Origin of the sequence: Streptomyces sp. NBC_00873, assembly GCF_045207415.1 — a bacterium.
In the GTDB taxonomy this organism is placed as follows: domain Bacteria; phylum Actinomycetota; class Actinomycetes; order Streptomycetales; family Streptomycetaceae; genus Streptomyces.
In genome coordinates this window covers 4,174,932-4,189,327 of sequence record NZ_CP108803.1, presented here as the reverse complement: position 1 = coordinate 4,189,327, position 14,396 = coordinate 4,174,932, and the positions used below count along the sequence as shown (strand labels likewise).

The window sequence follows — 14,396 nt, the reverse complement described above, 5'->3', positions numbered from 1 at the left end:
GGCATGACAGCTGCCAACACCGGTCGTGACCGTTACATTCCCCTGTCGGGGTTTCCCGTCGGCCGTCTCAAGGGGTGAGCAGCTCAAGCTCCGTCAGCAGGTTCTGCCGGGCCCGCGGCTCCCACTCGGTGAACCCGTGCGGCGTACGGAACAGTTGCGGCAGTCCGAGCAGCTGCCGCAGCACGGCCGCACGCCCGTCCCGGAACGCGTCGTCGGGGACGAAGCCGTACTCGTCCCGGACCTGCGCCGCGTACGCCGCGTACTCCTTCGGGGCGGCCGCGAGGATCGCCAGATCCGCGTCGCACAGCACCTCGCCGTTGGTGTCGCCGTCCGCCGGGTCGTGGGTGACGGTGAGCCGGACCAGCCGGGCGACCTCGGCGGTGACGGCGTCCGGGACACCGGCCTCGGGCAGGGCGCGCTCGGCGAGGGCGGCGCTGCGCTCCTCGTTCTCGGACCGGTCCGGGCGGTACACCGCGTCGTGGAACCAGGCGGCGAGGCGGACCGCGTCCGGATCGGCGGCGTGACCGGCGAGGGTGTCGATGCGGTCGAGGACGGCCGTCAGATGGGCGGTGGTGTGGTACTTCCGCTGTGGTTCGGCCCAACGGGCCAGCAGGTTGTCGGCGTACGGCAGCGGATCGGGGCCGGTCGCGCCCTCCCGTACGGCGACCAGCGCATTGCCCCAGCGGGCGCGGAGCGCGTCCACGGCGTCGGGGGAGGATCCGCTCTCGTGCGCGCTGTCGTCCGTCATACGCACGAGAGTAGATTCCCCCCGTCGTCCACGGCGAGCGGCGGGCGGGCCCGGTTACCCGGTGAGTCCGAGCGGCGGTGAGGGAAGTCCGAAATGATCGGCGATGATCCGCACCGTGTGGGTGCCGTCGGCGTTGAAGCCGGGATCGGTGTCGTACTTCGGGGTGTCCCGGCCGACGATTCCGGCGTCCAGCAACTCCCGTACCAGCAGGTCGGCCATGCCTCCGGCACGCCGCGACTCGCGGCGTGCGCCGAAGTTGAAGTACGTCTGCTCGAACCCGCCGCGACTGTGGGTGAACTGGAACGGGTGCTCGGTGCAGTGCGGAACCATGTAGTTCTGCCCGTGCGGGCAGTCGCACGCGGATGTGGAGGCCAGGAACACGGTCTCCACATGGTCCGGCTCGCCGACACGTTCCGCATAGCGGTAACCGGTGATGTTGCGAGCCAGCTCCCAGACGGCCTGTCCATGCCGGGCGGTGGCATCGTGCGTCACCCATACCCAGCCGGACGATTCGCCACTGGTGAGGGCAGGACACCCCGCCTCGGCGAAGATGCCGGAGAGTGTGGACAGGTCCATGCCCTTGCAGAAGGTGACGAACGTATTCGGGGCGAGCCGGCTCACTGCGCCGTCACCTCCGCAGACAGCGGCGGCGAGGGCAGGGCGAAGAAGCCCGCGATCGTCTTCACCAGACGCTCGTGATCGTCGTAGTGATGGTCAAAACAGTCGTGACCGCCGTTGCCTTCGTCTCCACACACCGCATGGGGGCCGATGAGCTGCGCGGCCAGGAGTTCGGCGGACAGGTAATCGGGGTTCTCGCCCACCCGCTGCTGCAGGTCTTCGAAGCTGAAGCCGAGGATCGTGCGGCCGTCGCGGTAGTACTCGAAGGCGGGCGGGAAGGCCTTCGCGCTGCACGGCTCGGTCACGAACACAACGATCTCCGCACCGTCCGGGCAGAGCCCGCGGTAGTTGACGGGGTCGCAGTCCTCGACTTCCCAGTTGAGCATGGGGTGCACCGCCCAGGCCCACCCGCCCGCCTCGCCGTACGCGAGGGGCTCTCGCAGCAGTCCGCGAAGACCCTGGGTGAGCACATCAAGGGGCACACCCCGGGCGAAGACGACGTTCACCTCGTGGCCGGGAAAGGAGCCCTGTATCCAGTTGGTCATGCCGAGCACCCTAGGCGCGGGCACTGACAACCGGCTCAAGCAGTTCCGGTCAGCACATCGAGCAACCCGCTCGCCCCACTCGACCCGGGCAACAACGCTCAGGAATCCCGGCCACGGTACTCAGTTGTGGGGTCGCCCGGGGGATGTGCATCGGTGAGTGCGTCCAGATCCAGGCGGACGCTGAGCTGACTCCCGAGTTCCCGGAAGCCCAGCGCCCGCGCGACCTGGCGGGAGGCCGGGCCCGCCATTGGGGCAGCAGACCTGCGGTGAGTGCGTGCGACACCGCTGCGGAGAGCAACAGACGGTTCCCGAATCCGCCGGACCGGTCAGTGGCCGGGCGGGGTGTCCAGGGCCAGCGCGGCGAAGGTGGCCAGCCAGTGGTCCGTGCTGAAGTCACCGGAGGAGACCGTGGGCAGGCCGACGGCGAGATGAGCCTCGGCCGAAGCGGTCAGAGCGGTGTGGGCGGGGCCCTCGCCCAGCGCGTCGCCGATCGTACGGAGGGCCGCTGCCCGGCTCAGGGTGAGGCCCAGGAGGTGGCCGATCTGCGGGTCCGAGTGGTCGGAGATCACGGGCGGGGTGAGCAGCGGAGAGTCCGTCAGCCCCGGCAGGAACGTGGCCAGCCAGGTCCGGAATTCGGCGACGGGAAGCACCCTGCGCATCGCGTCCGCCTCGGTCAGGGCGGGGGAGAGGAAGTCCTGGCCGGACGGCTCCCAGTGGGCGGGGGCGTCGTGGTCATCGGCGAACCAGGTGCGCAGCCGGTCCGTCACCGCGTCGAGGACCGGGCGGGGCAGCCCGGCGCGCTCGCCCGCGTCCAGAACCATGCCCAGGCCGAAGGCGCTGTTGGGGTGGATCCCGTGCCGGATCGGGTACGTCGCCTTGGGCAGCCAGACGGTGAGGAGTTCGCCGACCGTCTCCACGGCGGGGGCGAGTGCGTCGGCCCAGCGGTCGCCCTCGGGGCCGGCGAGCGCACGGCTCTCCGCCGCCAGCGCCACCAGCCACGCCCAGCCGTAGGGGCGTTCGAAGTGCGGGCGGTTGCGGAGATACGTCGCCTCGACGGCGAGGTTCTCCGGGGTGAGGTGGGAGTTCAGCACCTCGTGGACACGGGTGGTGACCGTGGCCGGGAGGTCGCCGGTGGTGGAGAAGCGGCGCAGCAGGCGGACGAGCAGCCAGTGCATGTGCACGGTGGAGTGCCAGTCGTACCCCCCGTAGAAGGCGGGGTGCAGGGTGCGGGGCGCGACCAGTTCCTCGGGGCCGGTGTACAGGTGGGCCGGGGCGTTGGGGTACTCGCGTACGACGTTGGCGAGGGCCAGTTCCGCGAAGGGGACGGCGTACGCGGCAGGGAGCGCGGGGGGCATCGGGGTCACTCCAGAGGGGTGGGCGAGCGGCTCGGGTCAAGGGGTGGCTCGGGCCAGGGGGCAGGGGCGGTTCGGGTCAGAAGGCGAAGAGGGCCATGATCGCGACGTTGCAGACCAGCAGGGCCGCTGCCGTGGGGAGCTGGGCCTTGATCGGGCCGTACTGGTCCTTGAGTTCGAGCAGAGCGGCCGGAACCAGGTTGAAGTTGGCGGCCATCGGGGTGACGAGGGTGCCGCAGAAACCGCAGAGCATGCCGATCGCAAGGATCGCGGGCGCGTTGCCGTTCATCTGCTCGATGAGGACGGGCCAGCCGATCGCGGCGGTCATCACCGGGAACGCGGCGAAGGCATTGCCCATGACGATGGTGAACAGCGCCATGCCGCAGCAGTAGACCGCCACGGCCACGAACTTCTGGCCGTCCGGCAGCACCGCCTCGCTGATCCTTCCGACCTGCTCGCCGACCCCGGCGGACTGGAAGATCGTGCCGAGGACCGCGAGCAGCTGAGGGAGGATCAGCGCCCAGCCCATCGATTCGAGCATGTTGCGACCGGAGTGCAGCGGTACGGTGATCCTCCGCTCGCGCAGCAGCACCATGCCCACGATCAGCGCGGCGATGGCGCCGACGCCGAGGCCGAGGATGGTCTCGTACCCCGGTTCCAGGACCGGTTCGCCACCGATCTTCCAGTTCTTCACGAGCGTCGCGCAGATCATCGCGACAACGGGGATGGTGAGGGCCGGGAGGAACAGCTTGTTGCCGAGGCGGGCGGCCGAGGCGGCGCGCTTCTCGCGGGAAGGGGTGTGTGATTCGCCCTTGCCGGTGAGGCCGCAGCCGCCCAGGACGATCAGGATCAGGACGGCGACGCCCAGCGGTTCGGCGGGGAGGGACTTGTCGACGACTCCGGTGGAGTAGAAGAACGCGGCGCCCAGCAGGCCCCAGAAGCCGGCCGAGCCGAAGCGCTTGGGGTTGCTGCGGTCCATGAACATCTGCGCGGCCATGACGAGGAACACCGCGCCGACCAGCCAGAAGAAGTACTCGGACTTGATCACTTGGCGTCCTCCGTCCGGAGCCCGGCGTGTGTCGTCAGGTCGTTCTCGGCGGCGGCGACGGCGAGTTCGCGCTCCAGCTGCCGGTCCAGGTTGAGTAGGCGGGCCCCGTGGATCAGGAAGGCGCAGATCGCGGAGGGGATCGCCCACAGGGCCAGGTGCAAGGGTTCGAGGTGCTGGTCGTACGTGGAGTTCACGAAGCCGGTGATCAGCAGGATCGATCCGATGGCGATGAAGCAGTCCTCACCGAAGAACACTCCGATGGTGTCGGCGCCGGACGCGTGCGAGCGGACCTTCTCGCGCAGCTTCTGCGGCAGCGGACGACCCGCCTTGGCCTCGGCGGCGGCCTCGGCCATCGGGGCGATCAGCGGCCGCACACTCTGCGCGGGGCCGCCGATGCTGGTGAGGCCGACGGAGGCGGTGAGTTGCCGTATCAGCAGGTAGAGCGCCAGGAAGCGGCCGGTGGTCAGCCTGCCCAGCTTGCCGATGAGCGTACGGGCCTGCTCCTGGAGTCCGTACCGCTCAAGAAGCCCGATGACGGGCAGGGTGATGACGAAGACGGTCACGGAGCGCGAGGAGGCGAAGCTGGTGCCGAATGTGGCCAGCACCTCCTGCGGGGAGAGCTTGCCGAGCAGCCCGGTGACGATGCCTGCGACACCCACCACGAGGAGGGGATTGCGGCGAGTGGCGAATCCGAGGATCACCACGAGCACGCCGAGGAGAACGATCACGCGTCGGCCTTCTTCCGCGCATGGACGTGCAGGCAGGCCTGCTCGGTCCTGATCAGACGGGGTAGTGCGCGAGACATTAAGCGATTGTTCAACAAACCCACAAGGGTGTGGGCTACATGGATCGAAAAGCGCGAGGTGGGGACGTGGTGTGACCCGGGCGGACGGTGCGCGATTCGGTCGATGCGGGAGGCAAGTGGTGCGAGATGTCCCCTATGTGCAGTTTTGAACGGAGGGAAGTCCGGCGTCCGGCGTGAGGGGTGAGGTTCGGGAGATGGCGAGGATTGTGGAACGTCCGATGGATCGCACGGGCCGGCGGGACGCGAAGCGCGGGGTCGGTTGGAGCGGGGCTGTCGCGGGGCGGGCGCACCGGGCCGGGCTATCGCGTGGTCAGGCGCTCCGCGTACGCCTCCGCCAGCTGGCGCCGTGAGTCCTCCAGGTAGAAGGCCAGCATCCGCTCGGCGCCCGTCGCGTCGCCCTCGGCGAGCCTGTCCGCGATCTCCCTGTTCCGGGTGAGGTAGGGCTCGTGGAAGCGGCGCGGGTCGGCCATCACGTGGAAGGCCAGCCGCAGTTCGGCGAGGACGTTGCGCATCAGCTCGTCCGTGCGGGGACTGTTCGCGAGTCCGGCGAGGGCCTGGTGGAAGCGGATGTTGGCGGTCGAGCAGACGGGCCAGTCGTCCGCCAGCGCCGCCTGCTCGCCCGTCGACACGGCGGCTTCGACGGCCGTCAGGTCGTAGGGCGGCTCGCCCAGCGTCCGTAGGGCGGCGCACTCGACGAGCAGCCGGACCCGGTAGATGTCCACCAGGTCGTCGACGGCCAGGACGCGGACGAAGACGCCCTTGTTGAGCCGGTGTTCCAGGAGGCGCTCGTGCGACAGCAGGCGGAACGCCTCGCGCAGGGTGTTCCGGGACACGGCGAGGGCGCCGCTGATGCTCTCCTCGGAAAGCCGGCTGCCCGGCGGGAAGTAGCCTTCGGTGATCCGGTCCCGCAGGATGGCGGCGACCCGCTCGGCGGTGCCGGACCGGGCCAGGGAGGCGCTGTCCGCCGCCAGTTCCGAGAGATCCGGAGAAGTCCGGCCGCCCGCAGTCCCCGCCATGCCCCGTCCCCTGCCTGTTGCCGTGCGCGTCGTCAGGTGCGCACTCTCTGCCCAGCGAACCGTACCGGCATCCCGCTCCCGAGCCGGGCCTTGTCAGATTGTTGAACAATCGCTAGCGTGCGCTCGTGATGGATCTGACGAACCCGGCGAGTCCGACGAACCCGATGGATCTCAACGCGGATCTCGGCGAAGGGTTCGGGCACTGGACCCTCACCGATGACGACGCGCTGCTCGACTGCGTCACCAGCGCCAATGTGGCCTGCGGGTTCCACGCGGGCGACGCCTCCGTGATGCGGCGGGTCTGCGAGACCGCGGCCGCCAGGGGCGTACGGATCGGCGCCCAGGTCGCGTACCGCGATCTGGCCGGCTTCGGGCGTCGCTCCATGGATGTGCCACCCGCCGAACTCACCGCCGAGATCGCCTACCAGATCGGCGCCCTGCGGGTCTTCGCCGAAGCGGCCGGCTCCACCGTCACGTACGTCAAACCGCACGGTGCCCTCTACAACCGGGCCGTCTGGGACGACGACCAGGCCGCGGCCGTGGTCGAGGGCGTCCGGCTGGCCGGCGGGGACCTGGTGGTCCTCGGACTCCCCGGTTCGCGCCTGCTCGCCCACGCCGGGGCCGCGGGTCTCACCGCCGTCGAGGAGGCCTTCGCCGACCGCGCGTACACCCCGCAGGGCACGCTGGTCCCGCGGAGCGTGCCCGGCGCGGTGGTGCACGACGAGGACGAAGTCGTACGCCGCAGTGTCGGGATGGCGGTGGACCGGGGGGTCACCGGCGCGGACGGCAGCCGGATACCGGTCGCGGCACGCTCGCTGTGCGTCCACGGCGACACCCCGGGTGCGGCGGCGCTGGCACGCAGGATCAGAGCGGCGCTCGAAGAAGCGGGCGTGGCCGTGCGGGCATTCGCATGAACGCGGGAGCGGCTGCCGGCGCCGCGCGCGCGGTCACGGTCGAGCGGGGCGTCCCCGTGGCGGAGTCGTCCGACGCGCGTACGTCCGCGTCGCCGGAGGCGAGCGCCCGCCCGTCCGGCGACGCGAGCGCGCCGGCCGGCATCCGCGTTCTTCCCGCCGGGTCGGGAGCGCTGCTCGTGGAGCTGTCCTCCGGTGAGCACGCCGAGGCCTTTCACGCCGAGCTGCTGCGGCGTCGTGCACGCGGCGAGCTGCCCGCCGTACGCGAGATCGTTCCCGGTGCCCGGACCGTCCTGCTCGACGGCATCGCGGACCGTACCCCGGACGGCAGCGCGCGGCTCGCCCGGGACCTCGTCTCCTGGCGGATACCGCCGCTGCGGCGTGACACCGGGGAAGCCGTCGAGATCCCCGTCGTCTACGACGGCCCGGACCTCGCCGATGTCGCGGCGGCCTGGGGCGTCACCGCCGCCGACGTGCCCCGCATCCACGCCGGGACCGAATTCCGCGTGGCCTTCTGCGGGTTCGCCCCCGGCTTCGGCTACCTCACCGGCCTCCCCGCGCACCGGCACACGCCACGCCGCGCGACGCCGCGCACCAGGGTTCCGGCCGGTGCGCTGGCCCTCGCGGGGGCGTACACGGGGGTGTACCCGCGCCCGTCGCCCGGCGGCTGGCAGATCATCGGGCGGATGCCCCAGCCGGGCGAACTGTGGAACCCGGCCCGGGAACCGGCCGCCCTGCTGAGCCCCGGGGCACGGGTGCGCTTCGTCGCGGCGGAGGTGCGGCTGTGACCGGCGCCATCGAGGTGGTCAGGGCCGGAGCCCTGACCACCGTTCAGGACGCGGGCCGTATCGGCTGGGCGCACCTCGGGGTGCCGCGCGCCGGGGCTCTGGACGCTCCCTCCCGCCGCCTCGCCAACCGGCTGGCCGGCAACCCGGCGGACGCGGCACTGCTGGAGACGACCGCCACCGGCTGCGCGGTCCGCCCGGACCGGCCCGTGGTCGCGGTCGTCGGCGGTGCGTCCTGTCGGGTCACGGTCGACGGGCGGCCCGTGGCCTGGGGGACACCCGTGCAGGTACCGGCGGGCGCGGTGCTCGACGCCGGCCCCGCGGTGCGGGGGCTGCGCAGCTATCTGGCGTTCGGCGGCGGCCTGCTGCCGGAACCGGTGCTGGGCAGCAGGTCAGCGGATCTGCTCTCCGGGCTGGGCCCGGCCCCGCTGCGCGAGGGGGACGTACTGCCGCTGGGGCACGGGCCGTCGAGGCCCGCGGCCCCCGACGCCGTGCCCTGGCCGGGCGCGCCCGCCGAACTCGTGCTCCCCGTACGCCTCGGCCCCCGCCACACCTGGTTCACGGACGAGGCGCTGCGCACGTTCACCACGGCCACGTACCGGGTCTCGCCGCACAGCAACCGGATCGGCCTGCGCACGGAGGGCCCGGCCCTGGCGCGCGCCCACGAGGGCGAACTGCCCAGTGAGGGGATGGTGCTCGGCGCCGTCCAGGTGCCGCCGGACGGCCGCCCGGTGGTGTTCCTCAACGACCATCCGACGACCGGGGGTTACCCGGTCGTCGGAGTCGTGCACGAGACCGCACTCGCGGGGGCGGCACAGGCGGTGCCGGGAAGCCGGGTGCGGTTCGTGAGGGCTGGCTGAGGGACTGCCCCCGTCGGGGTGGGCGGCTTCCTACGCCGCCGCCCTGAACCCGCGCAGCCGCAGCGAGTTGCCGACCACGAAGACCGACGAGAACGCCATCGCGGCGCCCGCGATCATCGGGTTGAGCAGTCCGGCCGCGGCGAGCGGCAGGGCGGCCACGTTGTAGGCGAAGGCCCAGAACAGGTTCGTACGGATGGTGCCCAGCGTCCTGCGGGAGAGGCGGATGGCGTCCGCCGCGGCCCGCAGATCCCCGCGTACCAGCGTCAGGTCGCCGGCCTCGATCGCGGCGTCCGTACCCGTACCCATCGCCAGGCCCAGATCGGCCTGGGCGAGAGCGGCCGCGTCGTTGACGCCGTCACCGACCATGGCGACCGAACGGCCCTGGGACTGGAGTTCCTTGACGACGTCGACCTTGTCCTTCGGCATGACCTCCGCGTACACCTTCTCGATCCCGACCTCGGCCGCGACCGCCTCGGCCACCGCCCGGTTGTCACCGGTGAGCAGGATCGGGGTCAGCCCCAGGGCCCGCAGCCGCCGAATGGCCTCCGCACTGGTGTCCTTCACCGCGTCGGCGACTTCGAGGACCGCCCGTGCCTCGCCGTCCCAGGCGACCGCGATGGCCGTCCGGCCGGCGGCCTCCGCCGCGGCCTTGTGCCGGGCCAGCTCCACCGGCAGGTGGATCTCCCACTCGGCGAGCAGCTGCTCACGGCCGACGAGGACGGCGTGCCCCTCGACGACACCCTGCACGCCGAGCCCCGCGATGTTGGCGAAGTCCTCGGGGGTGGGCAAGGCGGCATCGGTGCGCTCGGCGGCTCCGGCAGCGACGGCCTGGGCGATGGGGTGTTCCGAGGAGTGCTCCAGGGCGCCCGCGAGCCGCAGCACTTCGCGCTCGTCCGTACCGTCCGCCGTGTGCACGTCCAGCAGCGTCATCCGGCCGGTGGTGACCGTGCCGGTCTTGTCCAGGACGATCGTGTCGACGCGACGCGTGGTCTCCAGAACTTCCGGGCCCTTGATCAGGATGCCGAGCTGCGCGCCGCGTCCGGTCCCCACCATGAGGGCGGTCGGAGTGGCGAGGCCCAGCGCGCACGGGCAGGCGATGATCAGTACGGCGACGGCGGCCGTGAACGCGGCCGTCAGACCCGCCCCGTTGCCCAGCCAGAACCCCAGCGTGCCGAGCGCGAGCGCGATGACCACGGGCACGAAGACCGCGGAGATCCGGTCGGCCAGCCGCTGAGCCGCCGCCTTGCCGTTCTGCGCGTCCTCGACGAGCTTCGCCATCCGCGCCAGCTGCGTGTCGGCGCCGATCCGTGTCGCCTCGACGACGAGCCGGCCGCCCGCGTTGAGCGTGGCGCCGGTGACGGAGTCCCCGGCACCGACCTCGACCGGCACGGACTCGCCGGTGAGCATCGACGCGTCCACCGCCGAGGCGCCCTCGACGACTGTGCCGTCAGTGGCGATCTTCTCGCCGGGGCGGACCAGGAACCGGTCCCCGACCTGCAGTTCCGCCGTCGGGACGGTCACCTCGCGGCCGCCCCGCACCACGGTGACCTCCTTGGCGCCCAGCTCCAGCAGCGCCTTGAGCGCGGCGCCCGCCTTCCGCTTGGAACGGGCCTCGAAATAGCGTCCGGCCAGGATGAACGCGGTGACGCCGGCCGCCGCCTCCAGATAGATGTTCCCGGCGCCGTCACTGCGCCCGATGGTCAGCTCGAAGGGGTGCGTCATGCCTGTCATCCCCGCCGTGCCGAAGAACAGCGCCCACAGCGACCACAGGAACGCGGCCGACGTACCGAGCGAGATCAGCGTGTCCATCGTCGCCGCACCGTGCCGGGCATTGGTCCAGGCGGCACGGTGGAACGGCCAGGCGGCATACGTGACGACCGGGGCCGTCAGGGTCAGCGACAGCCACTGCCAGTAGTCGAACTGGAGCGCCGGGATCATCGCCATCGCGATCACCGGGACGGCGAGCACCACGGCGGTGAGCAGCCGCTGCCGCAGCGGACGGAGCTCATCGGCTTCCACTTCGTCTTCTGACGGGGCGCCTTCCCCGGCAGGTACCGGGGGCGCGGGCTCCTGCGCGGTGTAGCCGGTCTTCTCGACCGTGGCGATCAGGTCCTGTACGGAGATGTCCTCGCCCCGGTAGCTGACCTTGGCCTTCTCCGTGGCGTAGTTGACGGTGGCGGTGACGCCGTCCATCCGGTTCAGCTTCTTTTCGATGCGGGCCGCGCACGATGCGCAGGTCATGCCGCCGATGGCGAGCTCGACCTCTGCGGTGGTGTCGGTGCCGATGCCGGTTGCGGCGGTATGCGCGGACACGGTTTCCTCCCAGGCGTTGACGGAGCTTTATACCCCTAGGGGGTATCTAATCCTGATCCATGTATACCCCCCACCCCTATGAAGTGCAAGAGTGGATCCGGATTCGAGAGATGGATCATGCGCGTCCGGTTGCCGGGTGCCGCTCCGGCCTCGCGTAGCTTCGCGTTCGCGCCGAGGCTTCGCCTTCGCGCGACCGGCCCGTAGGCTGGCCACTGGACTAGACCTGTAGCTGCTTACTGGAGGAATGGGGTCCCATGAGCAACCGTGCGGTCCTGGAGGTGATCGCTCTCGACGCGGAGGACGCGGTCGCTGCCCAGGCGGGTGGTGCGGACCGGCTGGAGCTGGTCACCGACATGGCGTCGGACGGCCTGACCCCGTCCTGTGCGACCTTCGCGGAGATCCGCGCCGCGGTCGACATTCCGCTGCGCGTGATGCTCAGGGTGGCGGACGGATTCGCCGCCGGTGACATCGAAGTGCTCGTACGCAAGGCGCGCGAGCTGCGGGCCGCGGGCGCCGATGAATTCGTCCTCGGCTTCCTGGACGTGGCGGGCCGCGCGGACCTCGTCGCCGTCGAACGGCTCGTCGCCGAGCTGGACGGCTGCCGCTGGACGTTCCACCGCGCGATCGACCGCGCCGCCGACCGGGACACCCTGCGCAAGCAGCTGGCGGACCTGCCGGGCCTCGACACGTACCTCACGGCGGGATCGGCGCGGGGCGTCGACGACGGCATCCCGACGCTGCTCGCGGACGCCGCCCACAAGGGTGAGCCCGGGTACGAGCCGCAGATCCTGGTGGGGGGCGGGCTCCGGCTCGAACACCTGCCCAAGCTGCTGGTCGCGGGCATCGACGCGGTGCACATCGGGGGCGCGGCGCGGCCCAAGGGATGGGACGCCCCGGTGGACGCGGCGGCGGTACGGGAGTGGCGGGCGCGGCTCGACGCGTAGGGCGGGGGTGGGTGCGGATGCCGGGGCCGTGCGGGTCGGGCTCACCGGGGTGACCGGTTCCGTCCTCACACGCCGGACGGGCTTGATTTCCCGGCCCGTCCGGCGTGTGAGGACAAAGCGGCTACCGGACGACCCCGGTACCCCCGAGCACCTCCGGCAGCTCCGCCGCATGCACCACCGTCAGCCCCGACACCGCACGGGTCAGCGCCACGTACAGCCGGCGCAGACCCGTGCGTTCGTCCGGTTCGCCGTCGACCACCGCCGCCGGCTCGTCCAGCACCACGTAGTCGTACTCCAGGCCCTTCGCCAGCGACGCCGGGACCAGCGTCAGCCGCGACTCGGCCGTCGTCTCCTCGCCCGGCGACAGATACGCGTGACCCGCCGCAGTCAGCGCCTCCGCCAGCACCGGGATCCGCGCGTCCGCCGCGATCAGCCCGATCGATCCCTCCTGCGCCAGCGACTCCTCGCAGGCCGCGAGCACCGCCGCGTCCAGTCCGGCCGCGCCGGGCACCTCCCGTACCGCCAGCGAACCCGGCGACTCACGCACCGACTCCACCGCCGCAAGTCCCGGCGAGATCACCGGCAGCAGCCGTGACGCGTACGCAATGACCTCCCTCGGCACACGGAAGCCCGCCGTCAGCTCCTCCACCACGGCGTCCTCCTTGCCCAGGTGGTGCAGCGCCTGCGCCCAGCTCTCCGTCGACCACGGCGTCGTCCCCTGCGCCAGGTCGCCGAGCACCGTCGCCGAACCCGTCGTGCACCGCCGTCCCACCGCCCGGTACTGCATGGGCGACAGGTCCTGCGCCTCGTCGAGGACGACATGGCCGAGCGAGTGCGTACGTGCCACCAGATCGCTCGCCTCGTCGATCAGCACCGCGTCCGCCGCCGACCACTTCGCCGACTTCACGCTGCGGGTCGCCCTTCCGCCGGATCCAGGCAGCGTCCACAGGATCGTCTTCTGCTCGTCCTCGGTGAGCAGCCCGTCCGCGTGCGCGGCCAGGAACTCCGGGTCGCAGAGCAGTCGCAGCACCAGCTTCGCCGGATCGACCGCGGGCCAGATCGCCTTCACGGCCGCCTTGACCGCCGGAGTACGGGCCACCGCGTTCTGCACCCGGTCGTCGGGTGCCTCGCCGGCCTCCTCCATCCGGACGAGGACGGCGTGCGCGATCCGCTGCGGGAGCGCCTCGTGCGCCGCGCCGTACCGCATGTCGCGGGCCAGCAACTCGGTGACCATCTCCTCCAGTTCGTACGCGGGCACCCGCCACCGCCGCGAACCGCGCACCACCATCACGGGCTCCGTCGGCAGCGTCACATGCGAACGGATCGCCCGCCGCAGCACCTCCGCCATCCGGGCGTCACCCTTGACGACGGCCGCCTCCGCCGCGTCCGATCCCCGCACCTCGACATGTGCCGCCACCAGATCGTCGACGGTCGCCTGCTTCACCTCCAGCTCACCGAGGGCCGGGAGCACCTGCTCGATGTAGTGCAGGAACGACCGGTTCGGACCGATCACCAGCGTGCCGGTGCGGGCGAGACGCTCACGGTGCGCGTACAGCAGATAGGCGACACGGTGCAGACCGACGGCGGTCTTGCCCGTACCGGGGCCTCCCTGGACGCAGACCGTCCCGCCCAGCCCGCTACGGACGATCTCGTCCTGCTCCGGCTGGATCGTCGCCACGATGTCGCGCATCGGACCCACGCGCGGCCGCTCGATCTCCGCCTGGAGCAGCTTGCTGGTCTGCGCGGCCTCGGTGGGGTCGGTGAGGTGCTCGTCCTCGTACGCGGTCAGTTCGCCGCCGGTGTAGCCGAAACGGCGCCGCTGTCCGACGTCCTGCGGGTCCTTCTTCGAAGCCCGGTAGAACGGCTGCGAGACGGGCGCACGCCAGTCGATGACCATCGGGTCGCCGTCGGCGTCATGGACGTGGCGGCGCCCGATGTAGAACTGTTCGCCCTCCCGTCGCCCACCACCACCCTTGGCCGAGGCGCTTCGCGCCGCCCCTCTTGATGCGCCCTCGGCCTGATCCGCGCCGACCCGGTGCAGATAGTCGAGGCGGCCGAAGAAGAGCGGGGTGTGCGACAGATCGGCGAGCGCCTTGATGCGTTCGTCGATCTGGGCCTGCAGGACGACGGCGTTCACCCAGTTCGCGGTGACATCGCGGATGTCGAGGGCCTGCGCGTCCTCGCGCATGGCCCGCAGCGCGGCGCGGGACGCGGCGAGATGGGCGCGCTCGCGGGCCAGCGCATCGGTGGTGGTCGTGACGGCTTCGTGTTCGTGCGCGGGCACGGTGTTGCCTCCGGCTTTTGACGCAGGACGGCGGACCGCAGCTCGCACCCGGTCACGTGCCAGGGGCGATGCGGTCCGCTCGGGGATCGATCACGGGGTACGCACGCTGGTGCGCGTGCGGCTGTCGGCCGGTTTCCGTCCGGCCGGCGGCGCTCCCCCGGCTGCCG

At 71.6% G+C, this 14,396-nt stretch carries 13 protein-coding genes and 1 pseudogene; 4 read left to right on the top strand and 10 right to left on the bottom strand.

Annotated features, from left to right (window positions below; all coding sequences use genetic code 11):
• Positions 1 to 67: 67 nt before the first annotated feature.
• The 8 genes and pseudogenes from OH809_RS19095 to OH809_RS19060 form a co-directional block, all read right to left on the bottom strand.
• Entirely contained in the window at positions 68 to 748 is a 681-nt protein-coding gene (locus OH809_RS19095) for a hypothetical protein (RefSeq protein WP_406421268.1), read from the bottom strand.
• A gap of 54 nt (positions 749 to 802) precedes the next feature.
• A complete protein-coding gene (locus OH809_RS19090; RefSeq protein ID WP_406515383.1) occupies positions 803 to 1,369 on the bottom strand; it encodes a hypothetical protein in 567 nt (188 codons plus the stop codon).
• A complete protein-coding gene (locus OH809_RS19085; RefSeq protein ID WP_406515382.1) occupies positions 1,366 to 1,911 on the bottom strand; it encodes a hypothetical protein in 546 nt (181 codons plus the stop codon). The genes OH809_RS19090 and OH809_RS19085 overlap by 4 nt, the downstream gene beginning before the upstream one ends.
• Positions 1,912 to 2,009: 98 nt before the next feature.
• Positions 2,010 to 2,215, bottom strand: a pseudogene (locus tag OH809_RS19080) (hypothetical protein); the annotation flags it as partial.
• Between the two features lie 22 nt (positions 2,216 to 2,237).
• Complete coding sequence (locus OH809_RS19075; protein WP_406421271.1) at positions 2,238 to 3,266, bottom strand: DUF2891 domain-containing protein; 1,029 nt, start codon at positions 3,264 to 3,266, stop codon at positions 2,238 to 2,240.
• Positions 3,267 to 3,342: 76 nt separating this feature from the next.
• The gene (locus OH809_RS19070) at positions 3,343 to 4,311 is read right to left on the bottom strand and encodes a DUF979 domain-containing protein (protein WP_406421272.1); all 969 of its coding nucleotides are present in this window, start codon (positions 4,309 to 4,311) and stop codon (positions 3,343 to 3,345) included.
• A complete protein-coding gene (locus OH809_RS19065; protein ID WP_406421273.1) occupies positions 4,308 to 5,039 on the bottom strand; it encodes a DUF969 domain-containing protein in 732 nt (243 codons plus the stop codon). The genes OH809_RS19070 and OH809_RS19065 overlap by 4 nt, the downstream gene beginning before the upstream one ends.
• 376 nt (positions 5,040 to 5,415) lie before the next feature.
• On the bottom strand, positions 5,416 to 6,132 hold the full coding sequence (locus OH809_RS19060; RefSeq protein ID WP_406421274.1) for a GntR family transcriptional regulator: 717 nt from the start codon (positions 6,130 to 6,132) through the stop codon (positions 5,416 to 5,418).
• A gap of 164 nt (positions 6,133 to 6,296) precedes the next feature.
• Here OH809_RS19060 and OH809_RS19055 point away from each other — a divergent pair, with 164 nt between their 5' ends.
• Genes OH809_RS19055 through OH809_RS19045 form a run of 3 tightly spaced genes read left to right on the top strand, consistent with a single transcriptional unit; the run spans position 6,297 to position 8,688 of the window.
• Complete coding sequence (locus tag OH809_RS19055) at positions 6,297 to 7,046, top strand: LamB/YcsF family protein (protein ID WP_406425109.1); 750 nt, start codon at positions 6,297 to 6,299, stop codon at positions 7,044 to 7,046.
• A complete protein-coding gene (locus OH809_RS19050) occupies positions 7,043 to 7,831 on the top strand; it encodes an allophanate hydrolase subunit 1 (protein ID WP_406421275.1) in 789 nt (262 codons plus the stop codon). Before OH809_RS19055 ends, OH809_RS19050 begins: the two co-directional genes overlap by 4 nt.
• Positions 7,828 to 8,688 carry a biotin-dependent carboxyltransferase family protein gene (locus OH809_RS19045; RefSeq protein WP_406421276.1) on the top strand — a complete coding sequence of 287 codons (861 nt, stop codon included), beginning with the start codon at positions 7,828 to 7,830 and terminating at the stop codon, positions 8,686 to 8,688. Before OH809_RS19050 ends, OH809_RS19045 begins: the two co-directional genes overlap by 4 nt.
• 30 nt (positions 8,689 to 8,718) lie before the next feature.
• On the opposite strand, the gene OH809_RS19040 is transcribed toward OH809_RS19045, so the two are convergent.
• A complete protein-coding gene (locus OH809_RS19040; RefSeq protein ID WP_406515381.1) occupies positions 8,719 to 11,001 on the bottom strand; it encodes a heavy metal translocating P-type ATPase in 2,283 nt (760 codons plus the stop codon).
• Positions 11,002 to 11,255: 254 nt separating this feature from the next.
• On the opposite strand from OH809_RS19040, the gene OH809_RS19035 reads away from it, so the two are divergent.
• Positions 11,256 to 11,945: a copper homeostasis protein CutC gene (locus OH809_RS19035; protein ID WP_406421278.1), complete on the top strand. Its 690-nt coding sequence runs from the start codon at positions 11,256 to 11,258 to the stop codon at positions 11,943 to 11,945.
• A gap of 121 nt (positions 11,946 to 12,066) precedes the next feature.
• On the opposite strand, the gene OH809_RS19030 is transcribed toward OH809_RS19035, so the two are convergent.
• Positions 12,067 to 14,229: a HelD family protein gene (locus OH809_RS19030; RefSeq protein WP_406421279.1), complete on the bottom strand. Its 2,163-nt coding sequence runs from the start codon at positions 14,227 to 14,229 to the stop codon at positions 12,067 to 12,069.
• Between the last annotated feature and the right edge of the window lie 167 nt (positions 14,230 to 14,396).

Bases quoted from the DNA above. Each gene is read 5' to 3' on its own strand.
- OH809_RS19060 (WP_406421274.1), bottom strand. From the start codon at position 6,132: ATGGCGGGGACTGCGGGCGGCCGGACTTCTCCGGATCTCTCGGAACTG.
- OH809_RS19050 (WP_406421275.1), top strand. From the start codon at position 7,043: ATGAACGCGGGAGCGGCTGCCGGCGCCGCGCGCGCGGTCACGGTCGAG.
- OH809_RS19035 (WP_406421278.1), top strand. From the start codon at position 11,256: ATGAGCAACCGTGCGGTCCTGGAGGTGATCGCTCTCGACGCGGAGGAC.
- OH809_RS19095 (WP_406421268.1), bottom strand. From the start codon at position 748: ATGACGGACGACAGCGCGCACGAGAGCGGATCCTCCCCCGACGCCGTG.
- OH809_RS19055 (WP_406425109.1), top strand. From the start codon at position 6,297: ATGGATCTCAACGCGGATCTCGGCGAAGGGTTCGGGCACTGGACCCTC.
- OH809_RS19085 (WP_406515382.1), bottom strand. From the start codon at position 1,911: ATGACCAACTGGATACAGGGCTCCTTTCCCGGCCACGAGGTGAACGTC.
- OH809_RS19075 (WP_406421271.1), bottom strand. From the start codon at position 3,266: ATGCCCCCCGCGCTCCCTGCCGCGTACGCCGTCCCCTTCGCGGAACTG.